The sequence below is a fragment of the Methanohalophilus halophilus genome (assembly GCF_001889405.1).
GTDB classification, from domain to species: Archaea; Halobacteriota; Methanosarcinia; order Methanosarcinales; family Methanosarcinaceae; genus Methanohalophilus; species Methanohalophilus halophilus.
Map to the genome: position 1 here is coordinate 431,466 of NZ_CP017921.1, position 16,012 is coordinate 447,477.

General features: G+C 44.6%; 18 protein-coding genes. 12 read left to right on the forward strand and 6 right to left on the reverse strand.

Annotated features, from left to right (window positions below):
• Window positions 1-2: 2 nt before the first annotated feature.
• From BHR79_RS02195 to BHR79_RS02210, 4 genes are read left to right on the forward strand one after another with little or no spacing between them, the layout of a single operon-like run.
• Window positions 3-659: an MBL fold metallo-hydrolase gene (locus tag BHR79_RS02195; RefSeq protein ID WP_072560775.1), complete on the forward strand. Its 657-nt coding sequence runs from the start codon at window positions 3-5 to the stop codon at window positions 657-659.
• Window positions 660-715: 56 nt separating this feature from the next.
• On the forward strand, window positions 716-1,000 hold the full coding sequence (locus BHR79_RS02200; RefSeq protein WP_072560777.1) for a ferritin family protein: 285 nt from the start codon (window positions 716-718) through the stop codon (window positions 998-1,000).
• A gap of 37 nt (window positions 1,001-1,037) precedes the next feature.
• Entirely contained in the window at window positions 1,038-2,333 is a 1,296-nt protein-coding gene (locus BHR79_RS02205; RefSeq protein ID WP_072560778.1) for an MgtC/SapB family protein, read from the forward strand.
• A 45-nt stretch (window positions 2,334-2,378) separates the two neighbouring features.
• Window positions 2,379-2,798 carry a metal-dependent transcriptional regulator gene (locus BHR79_RS02210; RefSeq protein WP_072560779.1) on the forward strand — a complete coding sequence of 140 codons (420 nt, stop codon included), beginning with the start codon at window positions 2,379-2,381 and terminating at the stop codon, window positions 2,796-2,798.
• A 3-nt stretch (window positions 2,799-2,801) separates the two neighbouring features.
• Here the strand turns inward: BHR79_RS02210 and BHR79_RS02215 are convergent, their stop codons facing one another.
• Window positions 2,802-3,449 carry a TfuA-related McrA-glycine thioamidation protein gene (locus BHR79_RS02215; RefSeq protein WP_083432992.1) on the reverse strand — a complete coding sequence of 216 codons (648 nt, stop codon included), beginning with the start codon at window positions 3,447-3,449 and terminating at the stop codon, window positions 2,802-2,804.
• Window positions 3,446-4,726, reverse strand: coding sequence for a YcaO-related McrA-glycine thioamidation protein (locus tag BHR79_RS02220; protein WP_072560781.1), 1,281 nt, complete (start codon window positions 4,724-4,726; stop codon window positions 3,446-3,448). The genes BHR79_RS02215 and BHR79_RS02220 overlap by 4 nt, the downstream gene beginning before the upstream one ends.
• A gap of 281 nt (window positions 4,727-5,007) precedes the next feature.
• Between BHR79_RS02220 and BHR79_RS10455 the strand changes: the two genes are divergently transcribed.
• Both BHR79_RS10455 and BHR79_RS02225 read left to right on the forward strand, forming a co-directional pair.
• Complete coding sequence (locus BHR79_RS10455) at window positions 5,008-5,160, forward strand: hypothetical protein (RefSeq protein ID WP_157198640.1); 153 nt, start codon at window positions 5,008-5,010, stop codon at window positions 5,158-5,160.
• A 41-nt stretch (window positions 5,161-5,201) separates the two neighbouring features.
• Window positions 5,202-6,380, forward strand: coding sequence for an aminotransferase class V-fold PLP-dependent enzyme (locus tag BHR79_RS02225; protein ID WP_072560782.1), 1,179 nt, complete (start codon window positions 5,202-5,204; stop codon window positions 6,378-6,380).
• A 2-nt stretch (window positions 6,381-6,382) separates the two neighbouring features.
• On the opposite strand, the gene purL is transcribed toward BHR79_RS02225, so the two are convergent.
• Window positions 6,383-8,527, reverse strand: coding sequence for a phosphoribosylformylglycinamidine synthase subunit PurL (gene purL / locus BHR79_RS02230; RefSeq protein ID WP_072560783.1), 2,145 nt, complete (start codon window positions 8,525-8,527; stop codon window positions 6,383-6,385).
• 61 nt (window positions 8,528-8,588) lie between these two features.
• A complete protein-coding gene (locus BHR79_RS02235) occupies window positions 8,589-8,948 on the reverse strand; it encodes a DUF192 domain-containing protein (protein ID WP_072560784.1) in 360 nt (119 codons plus the stop codon).
• Window positions 8,949-9,025: 77 nt separating this feature from the next.
• On the opposite strand from BHR79_RS02235, the gene yciH reads away from it, so the two are divergent.
• The 3 genes from yciH to BHR79_RS02250 all read left to right on the forward strand — a co-directional run bounded on the left by yciH (window position 9,026) and on the right by BHR79_RS02250 (window position 11,084).
• The gene (yciH, locus tag BHR79_RS02240; protein ID WP_013036737.1) at window positions 9,026-9,334 is read left to right on the forward strand and encodes a stress response translation initiation inhibitor YciH; all 309 of its coding nucleotides are present in this window, start codon (window positions 9,026-9,028) and stop codon (window positions 9,332-9,334) included.
• A 176-nt stretch (window positions 9,335-9,510) separates the two neighbouring features.
• Entirely contained in the window at window positions 9,511-9,870 is a 360-nt protein-coding gene (locus BHR79_RS02245) for a transcriptional regulator (RefSeq protein WP_072560785.1), read from the forward strand.
• Window positions 9,867-11,084 (forward strand): Nre family DNA repair protein, encoded by a 1,218-nt coding sequence (locus tag BHR79_RS02250; protein WP_072560786.1) that lies wholly within the window; start codon window positions 9,867-9,869, stop codon window positions 11,082-11,084. Before BHR79_RS02245 ends, BHR79_RS02250 begins: the two co-directional genes overlap by 4 nt.
• 157 nt (window positions 11,085-11,241) lie before the next feature.
• Here the strand turns inward: BHR79_RS02250 and purC are convergent, their stop codons facing one another.
• Window positions 11,242-11,973 carry a phosphoribosylaminoimidazolesuccinocarboxamide synthase gene (gene purC / locus BHR79_RS02255; protein WP_072560787.1) on the reverse strand — a complete coding sequence of 244 codons (732 nt, stop codon included), beginning with the start codon at window positions 11,971-11,973 and terminating at the stop codon, window positions 11,242-11,244.
• Between the two features lie 136 nt (window positions 11,974-12,109).
• Between purC and nikR the strand changes: the two genes are divergently transcribed.
• From nikR to BHR79_RS02270, 3 genes are all read left to right on the forward strand, one after another.
• Window positions 12,110-12,532: a nickel-responsive transcriptional regulator NikR gene (gene nikR / locus BHR79_RS02260; protein WP_072560789.1), complete on the forward strand. Its 423-nt coding sequence runs from the start codon at window positions 12,110-12,112 to the stop codon at window positions 12,530-12,532.
• 51 nt (window positions 12,533-12,583) lie between these two features.
• Window positions 12,584-13,720 (forward strand): UDP-N-acetylglucosamine--N-acetylmuramyl-(pentapeptide) pyrophosphoryl-undecaprenol N-acetylglucosamine transferase, encoded by a 1,137-nt coding sequence (locus BHR79_RS02265; RefSeq protein WP_072560791.1) that lies wholly within the window; start codon window positions 12,584-12,586, stop codon window positions 13,718-13,720.
• 94 nt (window positions 13,721-13,814) lie between these two features.
• Complete coding sequence (locus tag BHR79_RS02270) at window positions 13,815-14,843, forward strand: lysylphosphatidylglycerol synthase transmembrane domain-containing protein (protein ID WP_072560793.1); 1,029 nt, start codon at window positions 13,815-13,817, stop codon at window positions 14,841-14,843.
• Window positions 14,844-14,848: 5 nt separating this feature from the next.
• Here the strand turns inward: BHR79_RS02270 and BHR79_RS02275 are convergent, their stop codons facing one another.
• Window positions 14,849-15,787, reverse strand: a complete 939-nt coding sequence (locus BHR79_RS02275; RefSeq protein ID WP_169818153.1) for a phosphatase PAP2 family protein — start codon at window positions 15,785-15,787, stop codon at window positions 14,849-14,851.
• Window positions 15,788-16,012 lie beyond the last annotated feature (225 nt).

Consider the following 16,012-nt stretch of genomic DNA (forward strand, 5'->3'; position numbering starts at 1 on the left):
ATATGCAACTTACCGTTGTTTATGATAATAATGCAGCCGAAGGTTTTCATGCAGGATGGGGTTTTGCCTGCCTGATTCGACATGGAGACACCACGCTTCTTTTTGATACAGGTTGGAACGGACCCGCCCTGCTGGAAAACCTTCAAAATGTGGGAGTGAGACCCTCAGAAATAGACATACTTATCCTATCCCACCAGCACTGGGATCATATAGGAGGGCTGTCTGCAATATTACATAATTCAGATACCCTGGAAGTGTATGTACCCCGGGAATTCTCCCCGAATCTAAAAAAAGAAATAGCCAGACATTCCCATCTTATAGAAGTCACAAAATCCAGGCAGGTCTGCAAAGGAGTTTTTAGCACCGGTCAACTGGGAAAAAGCATAAAAGAACAATCCCTTATCCTGCAATCTGAAGATGAATTGTATGTTATAACCGGATGTGCCCACCCGGGATTGGGGGAAATAATTGACAACGCTGCAAAAAGGGGCCATGTCACAGGTGTACTCGGAGGACTGCATGATTTCAATGACATGGATATATTGGGCCGACTTTCATACATCGCAGCCGGACACTGCACATCTCACCATGATGAAATTAGAAGAAAATTTCCGGATAAATTTGCATACATTTATGCAGGATACTCCGTAGACATATGACAATATAGCAAGAACTATATTCTAAGATTTCTATAATGTTTGATAGGAGGATACGTATGTTATCAAAGATACCAATTGACCTTGATGCTGTAGAGGATGAGAACATAGACAAGGAAATCTTAAGGGCTGGCATTATAGCCGAACTTGATGCTATAAACCTCTATGAACAGATGGCCGAACTATCTTCCAGCGAGGAGATCCGTGCAGTGCTGCTTGACATTGCAAAGGAAGAAAAGACCCACGTGGGAGAATTCCAGACCATGCTGCTTGAATACGATGATGAACAGGCAGATGAACTGGAAGCAGGCAGAAAAGAAGTTGAAGAAGAAGTCCTTAAATAAAAGAACTTAAGGATTTTACCAAGCCAGAGGTGGAATTATGGAAATTATACCCACCATCGGGCTTGATCCTTTTTTATTTGATTTTCTGGAAAAACTCATCCTATCCCTGATGATAGGTATAATCATCGGGATAGAAAGAGAACACCGAAGAGCAGAACATCCGGTTTTTGCAGGTGTGCGTACATATTCTCTGGCTGCTGTCACAGGCATGCTGGCAACAATTGCAGGAAAGACAATCGGTAATGATATTATAATTGCTGCAGCCGTTTTGATAATAGCATGTAGTATTGCCCTGATATACCGTACCTACACAATGCGGGGCAAACTGGGCATGACAAGTGCCCTGTCTCTCTTCTGCACCTTTCTACTGGGAATTTTGGTAGCAAACGGCAATTACCTGTTTGCTATTGCCGGCGGAGTTGCAATAACTTTCCTGACTATTGAAAAGCGCCCCCTCCATTCTTTTGCCCAAAATCTTTCCAATGAAGATATCCTGAACAGCCTGCAGTTCCTTGCCGTGGCTTTCATCCTATATCCCCTGGTACCTGATGAAGAATTATGGGGCATTGTGGATCTTAAAGCCACAATCCTTATTGTCGTACTTGTGATGTTTATTGGGTTTATCAGTTACATTTCCCTCAAACGCTTCGGAGCAGGGGGAGGCATACCCTATTCTGGGTTGTTGGGAGGATTTGTGAGCAGTGAGGCCACCACTGCTGCCCTGGCATCGATAGCAAAGGAAAAATCCGGGCTTGTAAATGCTTTTTACATCGGGGTCCTTTTATCCAACCTTTCCATGTTCATCAGTAACCTGGTGATTGCCCTGATTGTAGATAATTCAGGCAAGACCACCCTGAATATGCTACCTCCCCAATTATTGATGATACTGGTAGTAATAGGGATTTTTTGGAAGAACAAGAATATAGCAAAGAAAATGGAAGGAACCCTTGACATTGGTTCACCCTTTGCCCTGAAGCCTGCACTGCGTTTCGGAGCGATATTTTTGGTATTACAGCTTTTTGCAACTTTTGCCAACGAATACGCGGGAACATATGGCACATATGTAACTGCGCTGGGAGGTGTGGCCAGCAGTTCGGCAGTGACAGCTTCCATGGCATCCCTGGCAGTAAAGGGCGAAATTTCTTACATGTTGGCCGCTGAGACAGCAGTTATTGCCGGTATTGTGAGCACACTCAACAAAATCACCTACATCCGGATTGCAGGTGCTTTGGAACTTGAAAAAAGAGCCCGCATGACATTGATACTGTTATCTATTGTGGGAATTATAGGGCTTGTTGTATGGGTATATGCAGATGTTAAACCTGTCTTCTGAGCAAAACCTCATAAGACTTAAATATATTTTTAGATAACTCCCACCATGGAAAAGATAACAGGGCTTGAGCTTTCCCCGCGTAAAATAGAATACCTCAAATATATTCATCAGAGAAAAGAAAACGTACGCACCAATGAACTTTCAGCCCACCTTAAGGTAGACCCCTCTACAACAACCAAGACAATCAACGAACTTGCAGAGGAGGGATACGTCAACCATGTACCTTATCGTGGTGTGAAACTTACAGAAAAAGGGAAAGAATATGCTGCTTTTCTGATTCGCAGACACAGGATATTGAGCCTTATGCTCAAAAACTATGGCCTCTCACCCGAAGAAGCCTGCAGCGAGGTGAACCGTTTTGAAAGCTTTGTTTCCCTGCAGGCTATCGATACCATATGCAGTACCATGGGGCATCCGACAATGGGAGTGTGTGGCAAAATAGAGCACCCCCACTGTGACGTATAAAATTTAGATATCCAGCTCCTTTATTCTGGAAAGAACCGCCTGAGCATCTTTTCTTTTGATATCCACTTCAGTGTCACGACAAAAATCAAGTAAATATGCTGCCGTCTGTTCATCCAGCATTCCTTTGTCCCGGGCACTTTTTATTATGCCATAGTAGCTCCTTAGAGAATAATGGGTAGCTTTTGCAATATCCAGCAGGAAAGTTTCCTGACCTGACGAAATGATGCCCTCATCCATAGCAGAGAGGAAGGTACACCGGATATTCACAAGTGGAGCAGAAATGGACTCATAGGTATCAGGGTTTGTGGCAACCGCCACTTCATCGTCATCTTCAATCACACCATCGCGGTACCATTCATAGATTTTACCCACACCTATCATGCCGTGGCGATCCATTTCGGATGCACGCAAAGCTCCCATGCTACAGCCGCCGACAATTGTTACATTTTTGCGCAGAGCCCCCAGTATTTCCCTGTGACCAACCGCAGCCCTGTGGAAAAAAATACCATCAATGATGCCAATCAAGTCATAACCCTGTTTTACAGCCTGTGTAACATCTCCGCGTTTAACAGGGCCCTGGACGGTGGCACCACTGAGTTTTCCTGCTTCTTGAAGATCTATACTGGTGCCGGCAAAAACGATTGTTTTCATACTTTCGGCCTGCGTTTCCAGGGTTTTTCCCTTTCAGTACCTTTTCTTTTGCCTGCCAGACGAATCCTTTTACCAACCCTTTCACGATCAAGAGTGTATTGCTCGAATCCGGGAATTATTACCCTGACTACAGGTATATTGATAGAACTACGGCTCAAATCCACAACAATAGCATTGCGAGCAATCTTTTCCAGATGGTACAGAACGGTATTGATGTTTCCTGCGGGTGTCGCAGAGGAGATGTCCTGCATATCTGCCAGGGATATCTTATCCACACCTTCCTCATACCAGTAAACGTTCATCCTTCTCATACGTTCATACCCAATCTTGCGGACCAGGTCTTCCCGGGTTGTATCCTCACGTGCTCCGTGTATCTGGACAACACGGGACTGTGCAGCCTCAGTAATAGCACGCATAACAGCAATCTCTGGCCTTAGATGAGAACCCGCCCCCATAACCAGCAGGGCTGGATCTTTCAGCTGTACATCATCCGTAGCAGCGACCACTGTTGTTACAGGAGTGTCATGTAGCAAAACCCATAGACGAATATCCACACCACTATCCCTGAAGGCTTTGAGCATCTCGTAGGCCTGCCCGTCTTTTTCAGTTAGCACAAGTTCCATTCCAGGATTGCGGTTGAACTCGGCCATACTTAAAGCATCCCTTTCAATTACTTCCAGCAAACCATGCAGTATGGCTTCTTCCATAACATTACCCGAGGCAAGTCCATTGGTATTGCTGCGGAAAAGATGGGCGGACATACCCGGAGCATCATAGGGATGATAAACAGCATTGGAAGGCACATATACTTCTTTTCCGGAAAGCAGGTCAAAACCTCCTGTCCATTCGATCAATGAAGAAGAATCAAGAGGTTGCGGCATCAGGAATTCTTCAGGATGGATCAGGTCATGCTGGACGCCAGCTTCTTCCATTGTAGCCATGAATTCATCAGCAGCTACGTTTTCGCCAATGTCCGCATTCACCCCGTTGCGCTCTGCAAGACAGCGTTCGTAGCATTCCATAATTGTGGAGATGCGGGCCTGCTGCGGATTCACCCCTTTACCGGAATAAACGGAGATGGCACCATCAGCAGCTGTGGGGCGGATGCCTGAAAACACAGGGATACCCAGCCGATCAAGATCAGTAATATTGGCAATACGGGTCACACCAATTGTATCCAGGCCGACACTGGCCTTTTCCAGGGTTGCTTCACCATCCAGCACCCTCTGGCTGTCTCCCGCATACTTTACAGAAGGATCAATGTTTATGATAGGCATGGAAGGGAAGTCTCCTGCATCGCTAATAATCCTTACGATAACAGGTATTGCAAGGGCCGATAACGTTGCAATTAAGACAATTTATTGGTAAATGCAAGGATAAATGAGAATTGTACCACCAATGTAATGCATTTCCATAACCCGACAAAAACATCAACAAACAAATATATATAGAAAGAACACCGATAAAGTTGTTTAATATTCTAATATGCTGCTGATGCCTGAGGGGTCATGTATGGCAGCAGAGTATTGAAATTGAAGAAGACAGGAGGTTATACTATATGACAACTATAATGAAAAAACATGATATTCTAAGATGTGAAGACAAGAAGGGAAAATGCTATTCAGTGGTAGGAGGACGTACAGAAGGCAAACTCAATGAAGATGATGAGGAACTCTACCACTTTATGGTAGGCGGGATGCAGGCCAAATAACCTGCAAAACCTATTTTACTCTTTATCAATAACTTGCCTGCATGTATGACGTCGAAAATATACGTGCAGATTTTCCCGTATTAAAGGATAACATATATCTGGACAATGCCGCCACCACTCAGACCCCGGTGCAGGCGGTAAGGGCCATGGAAGACTATTTCTTCAAGTATGCGGCAAACCACGGAAGGGGAGCCCATCACCTGGCCCGCCAGACCACTGATCGTTTTGAAGATGCCAGGGAAACAATAGCGGATTTGCTGAACTGCCCGGCAGAAAATACCATTTTTACCAAGAATGCAACCGAAGGCCTTAATCTGATAGCCCAGGGCATAGACTGGCAGGAGGGTGACCACATAATAACAACACTGATGGAACATCACTCAGACCTGCTACCCTGGATGGAACTCAGAGAAAGGGGAGTTGAAATTACCATTGTGGAACCGGACAATGAAGGGCATGTGTCCGTGGGTACCCTGGAGCAGTATATCCGCCCTTCCACACGCCTTGTTGCGATTACACATATATCCAATTCCTTCGGTTCCATACAGGATGTGAATGGCATCTGCAAACTTACCCGGGACCACGGAAGCCTTTGCCTGATAGATGGTTCCCAATCCGCAGGGCACATGCCGGTAAACCTCAAACAGATGGATTGTGATTTTTTCGTTACCCCAGGACACAAAGGCCTGCTGGGCCCCCAGGGAACCGGCGTTGCATATATCAAAGAACCCGAATCAATCAAACCTCTCAATGTAGGAGGAGGAGCTGTAAGATCGGTTACTACCACCAGCTACGAACTGGAAGAAACACCTGCCAGGTTTGAAGCCGGCACACCCAACATCCCGGGAGGAATCGGGCTGGGCAGGGCTGTGAAATATGTCCAGGAAATAGGAGCCAGCGACATCGAGAAACATGAAAGACAACTTGCAAAAAATGCCGCATACAAACTTGCGCAAATAGAAGGAGTGGATGTATACGGCCCCCAGGACAGGGGTGCAGTTGTACCTTTCAATGTCCGGGGACTTAATCCCCACGATGTGGCAATGATACTGGATGAAACCCGGCAGATATGCCTGCGCAGTGGTTACCACTGTGCCATGCCGGGGATTGATTTCATGAAGCTGGAAGGAACGGTGCGGGCATCCTTTGCCCTGTATAACACCGAAGAAGAAGTCGATGCCCTGGTGGAAACCGTTGAACAGATCACCACCCTGGCCTGATATTATTCCATCATCAATCGGGTGAGAGAAGCACGGGCATCCTTAATCTCATCCAGATCTACGTCAATGTGCTCATTGTTTACTGTAATCCTTACACTGCCACCACCGGTAGTACCAATTACAACATGCGGGATATTGCCAAGCTGTGCAGAGACTGCATCCGGGTCATCTGTTGCAAGCAGAGCCCTGCCGTGGGACTCGGAAAAGAGCACATCTTCCATGGACATATTATTTTTAATTTCAGAGAGGTTCACTTTTACACCCACATTTCCGCACATCTCACAAAGAGCAGCTGCAAGCCCGCCCTGTGAAACATCGTGAGAAGCAGCGACTTTACCAGCCCTGATTGTTGTAATCAGGGACTCAACTATTTCCGCCATATCAGCCGGCACTTGAGGAGCATTCCCTGCATTTGGACTACCCCTTACAGTATAGTATTCCGAACCACCCAGTTCTGCTTTTGTGGTTCCCACAAGGATGACAGACTGACCTACCCCTGTAAATTCCGAAGGTGGGACTGCAGAAACATCCTCCACTTCCCCTACAACTCCTATTGCAGGAGTTGGAAGGATTGCGGTATGGTGCTCCTCACTCTCGTTGTACAGGGAAACATTACCCCCTACCACCGGAATGGAAAGTTCACGTGCTGCATCAGCAAGTCCATTTATGGCATACTTGAATTGCCAGTAGATATCAGACTTTTCAGGATTGCCGAAGTTCAGGCAATCTACCAGGGCCAGGCCACGTCCGCCTTTTACAGCAAGGTTCATTGCATTTTCAGCAAGAGTTCCCTTTCCTCCTTCGTAAGGATCAAGATAGGTATGCCTGGGATTACAACCACAGGAAAGAGCTATGCCCCTGTCACCGACAATTCGCTGGATTGCAGAATCACTTCCTGGTTTGGCTACAGTCCGTATCTGGACCTCATGGTCATACTGGCGGTATATCCAGTCCTTTGAAGCCACATTGTGGGATGCAAGCACATCAAGAACTGCCTGTTTCAGGTCGCCTGTTGCATCCGGTACAGGATCTTTTTTGATTGTAAAAGGTGTGGAAGGGCGCTCAAAGGTGGGTGCACCTTCTGTTAAAAGATGGATGGGAATATCCGTCTCAGTATTGCCTTCAAACTCAACTGTAAAGTAAGGTCTCTCGGTCAATTCGCCAATGACAGCACCGTTGAGATCATATTTTTCGGCAATTTGGAGCATATAGTCCACATTTTCAGGTTCCACTTCGAAAAGAATACGCTCCTGAGATTCTGCTATCATAATCTCAAAGGCATTCATTCCGGCCTCCCTCTGGGGCACACTGTCTGCAAGTATATGAATACCCAGACCACCCTTGGAAGCCATTTCTGAAGAAGCACCTGCAAGTCCGGCAGCCCCTAAGTCACGGCAGGATTTTACGACACCTGCTGCAACTGTTTCAAGAGAGAGTTCAATAAGAAGTTTTTCAGTAAAAGGATCACCTATCTGGATGCTGGGCCGGTCCTCTGCCTCGGCGCTTTCAGACAGGTCCCTGGAAGCAAAAGAGGCACCACCCAGGCCATCACGTCCGGTAGTGGAGCCAATAAGTACGATCTTATTACCTGCCTTTTGGGCAGTGGCAGTTACAAGCTGATCTTCCCTAGCAAGCCCCACACATACAACATTCACCAGAGGATTGCCGCTGTAGCGTTCGTCAAAAAATGCTTCCCCCCTAACAACCGGCACACCTATACAGTTACCATACCCACCGATGCCTTCGATGATATGCTCAAACAGATACAGATTCTTGGGAGTGTTCAGGGGGCCGAAATAGAGCGGATCCATAAGGGCAATTGGACGGGCACCCATTGAGATGATATCACGGACAATGCCCCCCACACCTGTAGCCGAGCCATTGTAGGGATCGACATAGGATGGATGATTATGGCTTTCCATACCCAGGGCAAGTACCCAGCCATCACCAAACCGCACAATTGCAGCATCATCACCAGGACCTATGATTACACGGTCACCGGTAGTTGTAAAACTCTTAAGCAATGGGGCGCTGGAGCGATAGGAGCAATGTTCACTCCAGAGATTGAGAAAACAACCCTGCTCCACATTATTCGGCTGCCGTCCCATTTTTTCTACAATGATCTTCAGGTCATCTTCAGGTAGCATGTGAGAACCTCATTAAATTGGAATGATGTACCCATAAATAGGGCATGTAAATAAACATTTCTTATGAAGGGATGTTTTCCAGGGACATCTGCTGCCCTACCTCAAGTCCATACTTCTCCACGGAACCTGCAGCCATTTCAACCATATATAGGGTTGCATTTTTTGCGCGGGCAAGTCCCAGCCATGGGCGTAGGGATTCAATTTGTGTTATACGATAATTCGAATCGAGGAAAAAAACATCCAGGGAGAAGGGAACAAAAAACATATGTATGGAAAATTTGCAGGGTTTGTTTATAGAAAAAAACATAGCATAATCCTGCGGGATATTCATCCTGAACATCAGACCCATTGTTCTTTTCAGTAACGTATCGGCCAATTCAACGTCTCTTGCAATCATTTTACCATTAACTTTTAATAGCATCGCATTTAACTTCTATTTGTCTGTATATAAATTATACAGACAACATAATACTAAATTTTCGGAGGAAAAACCAGAAGATGAGTTCAGAAATGTGCTCTGTTTGCGGATTGCCAAAAGAATTGTGTATCTGCGAAGAAGTGGCCAAGGAGCAACAGAGAATAACCGTAAAGGTAAACAGGCGAAGGTATGGAAAAGAAGTTACAGTGGTAGAAGGTTTTGATGCCAATGAAATTGATCTCCATGAACTTTCAACATACCTCAAATCAAAATTCGCCTGCGGTGGTACAGTACGTGGCAATGCCGTAGAGTTGCAGGGCAATCATCTTGGAAGGATGAAAGACGTTCTGGTCCAGAAAGGGTTTTCTCCCGATCAGATCAAGAATTAAACTTTTTTCAATGACTAATTATATGACAGAAATCCGAAAAACATCTGTCCCGGCAAAAGGAAGAAGCACAAAATCTTTTTTGAGCCGGCCTTTTCAGTTACATATAGCACCTTATCCTGCAGTAAAGAGAGGGTTTAGTGTCATCTGAATAAAACTAACATTGAGGATACCATTAAATGAAACCTACCTGTGAAATAATGGTGCAAAGGGTATTGCCAGCCATCAGAGCCGTGCTTGCACGTGAGCTTATGAATGAACATAAGTGCACACAGCAACAGGTGGCCAACCTATTGGGTCTGTCAAGAGCCGCCGTATCCCAGTACGTAAGTGAGAAAAGAGGTGCAGAAGTAGGATTTTCTGAAAATACAAATGAAGAAATCCGAAATTTTGCCTTCTGCCTTGCAACGGATGGCCTAACCCCCAAGCAAAAAGTAAAACGTATGTGTGAAGTATGCAAACATGTCCAGAAGTCCGGCTGGCTTTACAAGAATGCACCAGAAGTAGGATATTGTATCCTGTGCGGTGAAGATGATTGAAAAATCGGTGTATTGAATGTAAAGGGAAAGGACTTTGTGGGAGAGCGCGGTGTCCCATACTTGAAAAGTTCAGGGCCACCGCTAAATATTCCCCTCAAAAGCAAGGGGAAAAAACTATTTTTGGAGCATCTCCTCCTGCTGTATTTGTTGGTAGGTATGGATATCCCGAGGTAAGTGCCGGACCCATGGTACCTCCTTTACTGGAAAGTGAGGACGCTGCACAACTGGAGGACCCTCATGCATTACTTGGCATGGGAATAGACGATATCATACAAAAAAGATGCCAGCTGGTACGGGCTAACACCACTGTTAAAGTAGAACAATTTGAAAAAAGCCGCCTGATAGAAAAAGCCCAGGAAATGGCACTCTCCCGCAAACCTGTGGATACAGAAGTGTTGCTCAGCAAACCCTTAAAGCCTGCCCAAAAATTCGATGGTGTGCTCACACCGATGGGGCCGGCCGGGAAAATGGAACGTTTTCATATCGCAGAAAACCCGAAGGTTCCTGATAAAGTTGACTACCTGACCTATGACACCGATGTAAAGGCGACTGATGCTGCCCTGGAGCTTTATGGCCATGATATTGGATGTGAGCATATAACCCGGCTTCTTTCCATTGGTTTGCTTGGCCAGGAAAGGAAACTTGTCCCCACACGCTGGGCAATTACCGCCACAGATGATATGGTAGGCAAAGAACTGGCAAAGGGTTTACTGGATTACCCCGAAATAAAGGATATACAACTATACAGCGGAGGTAATCTTGGAAACCACTTTGAAATACTGTTGATACCCCGGAGTTATTCTTTTGAGTTGCTGGAGTTGTGGATGGCACGTACAGTGTGGTCTGCAGACAAACCCTGGATTGGACAGGACATGGAAGGAACTTCAGGAAAGAAAGGATATTCACCCCTGGCAGGAGGCTATTATGCAGCCCGTCTGCCGGTTCTGGAAAAACTTGAGAGCATAAGAAAGCAGGCTGCAGTATTTGTAATCAGGGAAATTACTCCTGATTACTGGGCACCCCTGGGAGTGTGGGTTGTCAGAGAAGCAGCACGCAATGCCCTTACAACAGAGCCATATTCTTTTGAAACCCTGGAAGAAGCACTGATGGATATGAAGACCCGCATCAATACGCCCTTCTACCAGTGGAGAGAAAAATCAGAGCTTCTGTCCTTTATAAAGGAGCAAACAACGCTATCAAGGTTTTTATCATAAGCATTCAAAGCAGCTCTGCAGCAGTAAAATTGGTGTTAGAAAAAGAAAGAGGATGCAGTGGTGCCTGACACCTGACTGAATTGATGAAGACAACCGCGTACACCAGACAGGACTGAAAAAATGCAGCCAACAGCCCGCCAACAATGACATTTACAGTTTAATTTTCAAATATTTCGGGGACAAGACGACGTGCCATTTTTTCATAGGTTCCGGATACATCACCCTTGTTAAACCTGAATACATCCTTATCCAGGGATTCACGGGTGCCTGCGTCCCAAAAACGACAGGTGTCACAGGATATTTCATCGGCAAGTACAATTTCACCGTTTGCCCAACCGAACTCAAGTTTGAAATCAACGAGTAAAAGGCCCTGTTTTTCCATGTAACTTTTGAGGATGGAATTGATATTCAAAGCAAGTTCACGGATTTTTGCAATATCCTCACTTGTGGCTATCCCAAGGGCAAGAGCTATGTCCTCGTTCAGCATGGGATCCCCATATTCATCGCTCTTATAATCCATTACAAGCACGGGTTCTTTGAATTCGTCCCCTTCAGTGAAAGGATATTTCCGGGTGATAGAACCTGCAGCTATGTTGCGTGGAATCACCTCAATAGGAATAATTTCCACTTTTTCCACAAGCATCCGTTCGTCGTCAAACATCCCAAGATAATGGGTATTTATACCCACGTCCTCAAGCATCTCGAACAACTTGCGAGATATCTGGGCATTATAATATCCCTTTTTCTCAGCCTCACTTTTCTTCTTGCCATCAAAAGCGGTAAGGCTGTCCCTGAAATGGGATACAAGTACTTTCGGATCATTCGTTGTATAGATGGTCTTGGCTTTTCCTGAGTATAATTCTTCCTTGATCTGGATATCAGACATCATGCAATCTCCTTCCATAGTAGATACACAAAATCCAATATAAATCTATCACACCGTTTACACATAGTATAATATATAGCAATTTAAAGTAACACAAAATATTATTAATACGCAAGACAATTGAAATAAAGGTGATAACATGGAACAAGAACTTATGCGAATCGGAGTTTCCCTGCCCAATAACCTGCTGGAAAAGTTTGATTCCATTATAGAACAGCGTGGTTACTCATCCCGGTCTGAAGGAATAAGGGATGCTATTCGAAGTTATATAAATTATCATGAATGGATGGGTGATATCAGTGGCAGGAGAGTTGGTACTATAACCCTGATCTATGATCATACAAAAAGGGGTTTGTCCAATGCCATTGCAGATGCACAACATGATTACACAGACCTTATTAAAACTTCAATCCACATACATCTTGATCCTGAGAACTGTATGGAAATCATAATCTTTGACGGGGACGGGGAGAAAATAAAGAAACTTGATGAAAATCTTATTTCCCTCAAAGGTGTCAAGTATGTCAAACTCAATACGACACCACCTGCGGAAAAATTGTGAAGAATAACATTAATTGAGCACATTAACAGTAAAAAAGAATGATCCATAAATATGTCACTCAAGATACTCATATTCGTTTGCGGAGAAGGGCTTGGCCATACAGGCAGGTGCCTTGCAGCCGGCAGGGAATTATCCAGTGCAGGACATGAAGTTACCTATGGTGCTTATGGTTATTCCGCAAAATTTCTGGCCGAACATGGAATGAATGTAAAAGAGATCCCTCCCGAAATTCGACTTGTGGGAGAGAAAGGGTCTCTTAACCTGGGAAAATCCATAAAGGAAAGTATTAAGTTGGGACAGGTACCCGGCCTTTTTAATGTTCAAAGTCTTGTTGATGAAGAAAAACCGGCTGTAATTCTTTCAGACAGTTATTACCTTGGAACTATAGCAGCCCTGAGAAGGAAGATACCGGTTGCATTGATGGTTAACCAATCCAATATGGAAATATTCTTTCAGGAGAATTATTTGTTTCAGGGCCTGGGGATAATTGCGAAAGAATTCTATAACGGAATTTTCAAACGCGTGGATAGGACAATCATACCCGATTACCCACAACCCAATACTATCTGTGCCCTAAATCTCAACTTTGAGGATGAATCGACTTCAAAAGTGGAATACACGGGCCCTCTACCCGCCAGAAGTTATGAAGATGTGATAGCACAAGATTTGCCCAGACCTCATGTACTTTCCCTTATAGGTGGTTTTGGCTACAGGGCACCTATTTTTCGCAGAATAATCGAAGCTGCCAGTATGGACAGCACTATCAACTATACGCTGCTCTCCGGCCCCGGTCTTGACAGAGAAGAACTACCCCCACTCCCTGATAATGCAGAACTTCTACCGTTTATTCCCGACCAGTTCCCCTACCTTAAAAGCTGCGACCTGGCAATTGCTCCAGGAGGCCATACAACCATGATGGAGGCTCTTGCCTATGGCGTACCAATGTTGTCGTTCCCTGACAGGGGACACAGCGAACAGCAAAATAATGCAGCGGGACTTGAAGCTAAAGGATGCGGAAAGCAGATGGATTACAAAGCATCGGCTTCTGAAATACTCGAAGCTGTCAGAGAAGCTGTAAACGGTAAATACAGGGATAAAACCGAACAAATGAAAAAAAGTTCTAGTGAAATAAACGGACCTGAAAAGCTAAGAAAAATACTAGAAGAAATGGCATACCAAAGATTATAAATGTCTGATCTACATCTAGAGAATAGCCTCTGCATGCTGATTCCACAAAATCGTTACCAGCATGGCATCCAGCAAAAAATATAAGGTGCACAGGATGAATAAGTTCGCAAAATGGCTTGCTGTTTCTTCAATAATCAGTATTGTGACAATAATAGGGGTATTCGTTTACACAATCGACCCTAAAACTACGGAGAGTCTTTACAATATCCGCCCACTTTACCTTGTTGCGGCTGCTGGCATTCATTTACTGGGATTTGCTATGTGGGGAATCCGGACTAAAATAATGGCGGGAGCCCTGGGGTACAACCTTGAAATCAAAAAGGCATTTGAAATCGTTATATCCAGCTCGTTTCTTGCAGCAATGACCCCTTCGTCTGTAGGAGGAGAACCATTAAGGATACATCTGCTTCAGAGTGACCGAATGCCTGTAGGAAGTGCCACCGCAGTCGTGCTTGGCGAAAGGGTACTGGACGCTATAATAATATTGACAGCCGCACCCTTTGCACTATCCCTCTTTGGAGAAGTACTTGGAGGCGGCAAACTTGACAGTTTACTTATGTTTGGTCAATTATTCTTATTTTTCATACTTGCAATACTTCTATATGCAATCTGGAAGCCCCACTACACACGCAGATTTCTCCAGTGGATAGTAAATAAGTGCAGCAGGCTCTTTGGAGACGATAAAAAACACATATTCTGCAAAATATCTGAAAAAGTTGACACCGAACTTGAAGAGTTTCATTACAGTATATTCTTTTTCCTGAAAGAAGGCAGGCTGGGATTAATGGCAGGAATATTATGCACATTTGCATTCTGGTTCATTGAATTTTCCATGTTACCTGTACTTCTCATGGGCCTAAACCAGTACCCTTCAGCAATCATTGTTTATGCGGCCCAGGTTCTGCTGATGATCGTGGTAATCATACCCGCAACACCAGGTTCCAGTGGAGTTGCGGAGATTGGGGCAACCACACTTTTTTCAGTTTTCGTGCCTACTTATATGCTGGGAATCGTTGTGGTGGCATGGAGGGCACTGACATTCTACCTGAACCTGCTTGTCGGCGGGTTTGTGAGCTTCAATATTCTCAAGGATACAGTTGAAGTCGATGAACTTTTAAAATAATTCCCTTATGAAGAAAAGCGCTTTCTGAAACGTTTCAACAATGAGCCCACACGGACTTTGATGTTATATTCAGTACCACAATAATCACATTGCATAACCGAATCAAAATTGATTCGCCTGTTACACCCCACGCACGGCAGTTTTGGACCTTTGAATTTCCAGGCTATCATGGCCACAATCCAGCGATAAATGGCAAATAAATGCTCACTGTAGCGAAAAGCAATCATACAACATACAATCGCAAGCAATATACCTGCTATAAGATCGCTCAGCCAGTGAATCCCCAGATAGAGAATTGTGAAAAGAATTGCTGCTGTGGTAATAACTGCAAAAACCTGATATCTGCGGGATTTCACATTATGCAGGACCATTATCATAGCCATTACCGAAAGAGCCGCATGGAGACTCGGGAAACAATTATTGAGTTCAGGATCCACAATACGCACACCTTCGGCTATGAGCGGACTCAAATTATAAAGAAGCGGAGTTACACCTGAAAGAGTATAACCGGTCACATGAACAGGGAAAAATATGTAGAACGGAAATGCCAGCATATAAATCAGGATGAAAGCCACCACAAACTCCTGTATGGCTTTGTGCCTTTGCAGATAAACCAGAAGCAAGAATGTGAATACCATTAAGAAGGGAAACATTAAAAGATAAAAAAAACCGCTTACATAAGTTAGCAGAGGAGTAGCGATTTCCTGAAGAAGGCTTACTGTATTACCTTCCAGGATCATGATGTAACGAGCATAATTCTGGTTTGCCGGGATTCCAAGCAATGTGGCAGCAGTTGTTTGCATATGCACAAGTGCAAAAACTATTAACATTGGGATGGCATAAATCGCAACATCCACCACAAAATGGATAAATCCTTTCACACTGCTGAATTCAGGACGCCTGTTCTCGACAGGCACAAAAAAAACATACCCGGCAGTAACCATAAGAAATAATAATGGAATCATTACGATTGTCATTATATATTGAGATAACCATTGCCCGCTGAAGCTGGATATAATCTCAGAGAGCAAAAACTGGATGAAAGAATACATATCCGACCTACCGGTTTTCAATATGCGGAGACTTATATATATATTTTAGGTAACTGAGCATAAAATCCATATTTCAAGTGAACCCAGGACAACCAATAATAAAGGGAAGAAATCGCC

Coding starts and splice junctions, on each gene's coding strand:
- BHR79_RS02195 (WP_072560775.1), top strand. CDS start 3: ATGCAACTTACCGTTGTTTATGATAATAATGCAGCCGAAGGTTTTCAT.
- BHR79_RS02200 (WP_072560777.1), top strand. CDS start 716: ATGTTATCAAAGATACCAATTGACCTTGATGCTGTAGAGGATGAGAAC.
- BHR79_RS02205 (WP_072560778.1), top strand. CDS start 1,038: ATGGAAATTATACCCACCATCGGGCTTGATCCTTTTTTATTTGATTTT.
- BHR79_RS02210 (WP_072560779.1), top strand. CDS start 2,379: ATGGAAAAGATAACAGGGCTTGAGCTTTCCCCGCGTAAAATAGAATAC.
- BHR79_RS02215 (WP_083432992.1), bottom strand. CDS start 3,449: ATGAAAACAATCGTTTTTGCCGGCACCAGTATAGATCTTCAAGAAGCA.
- BHR79_RS02220 (WP_072560781.1), bottom strand. CDS start 4,726: ATGCCTATCATAAACATTGATCCTTCTGTAAAGTATGCGGGAGACAGC.
- BHR79_RS10455 (WP_157198640.1), top strand. CDS start 5,008: ATGACAACTATAATGAAAAAACATGATATTCTAAGATGTGAAGACAAG.
- BHR79_RS02225 (WP_072560782.1), top strand. CDS start 5,202: ATGTATGACGTCGAAAATATACGTGCAGATTTTCCCGTATTAAAGGAT.
- purL (WP_072560783.1), bottom strand. CDS start 8,527: ATGCTACCTGAAGATGACCTGAAGATCATTGTAGAAAAAATGGGACGG.
- BHR79_RS02235 (WP_072560784.1), bottom strand. CDS start 8,948: ATGCTATTAAAAGTTAATGGTAAAATGATTGCAAGAGACGTTGAATTG.
- yciH (WP_013036737.1), top strand. CDS start 9,026: ATGAGTTCAGAAATGTGCTCTGTTTGCGGATTGCCAAAAGAATTGTGT.
- BHR79_RS02245 (WP_072560785.1), top strand. CDS start 9,511: ATGAAACCTACCTGTGAAATAATGGTGCAAAGGGTATTGCCAGCCATC.
- purC (WP_072560787.1), bottom strand. CDS start 11,973: ATGATGTCTGATATCCAGATCAAGGAAGAATTATACTCAGGAAAAGCC.
- nikR (WP_072560789.1), top strand. CDS start 12,110: ATGGAACAAGAACTTATGCGAATCGGAGTTTCCCTGCCCAATAACCTG.
- BHR79_RS02265 (WP_072560791.1), top strand. CDS start 12,584: ATGTCACTCAAGATACTCATATTCGTTTGCGGAGAAGGGCTTGGCCAT.
- BHR79_RS02270 (WP_072560793.1), top strand. CDS start 13,815: ATGAATAAGTTCGCAAAATGGCTTGCTGTTTCTTCAATAATCAGTATT.
- BHR79_RS02275 (WP_169818153.1), bottom strand. CDS start 15,787: ATGGTTACTGCCGGGTATGTTTTTTTTGTGCCTGTCGAGAACAGGCGT.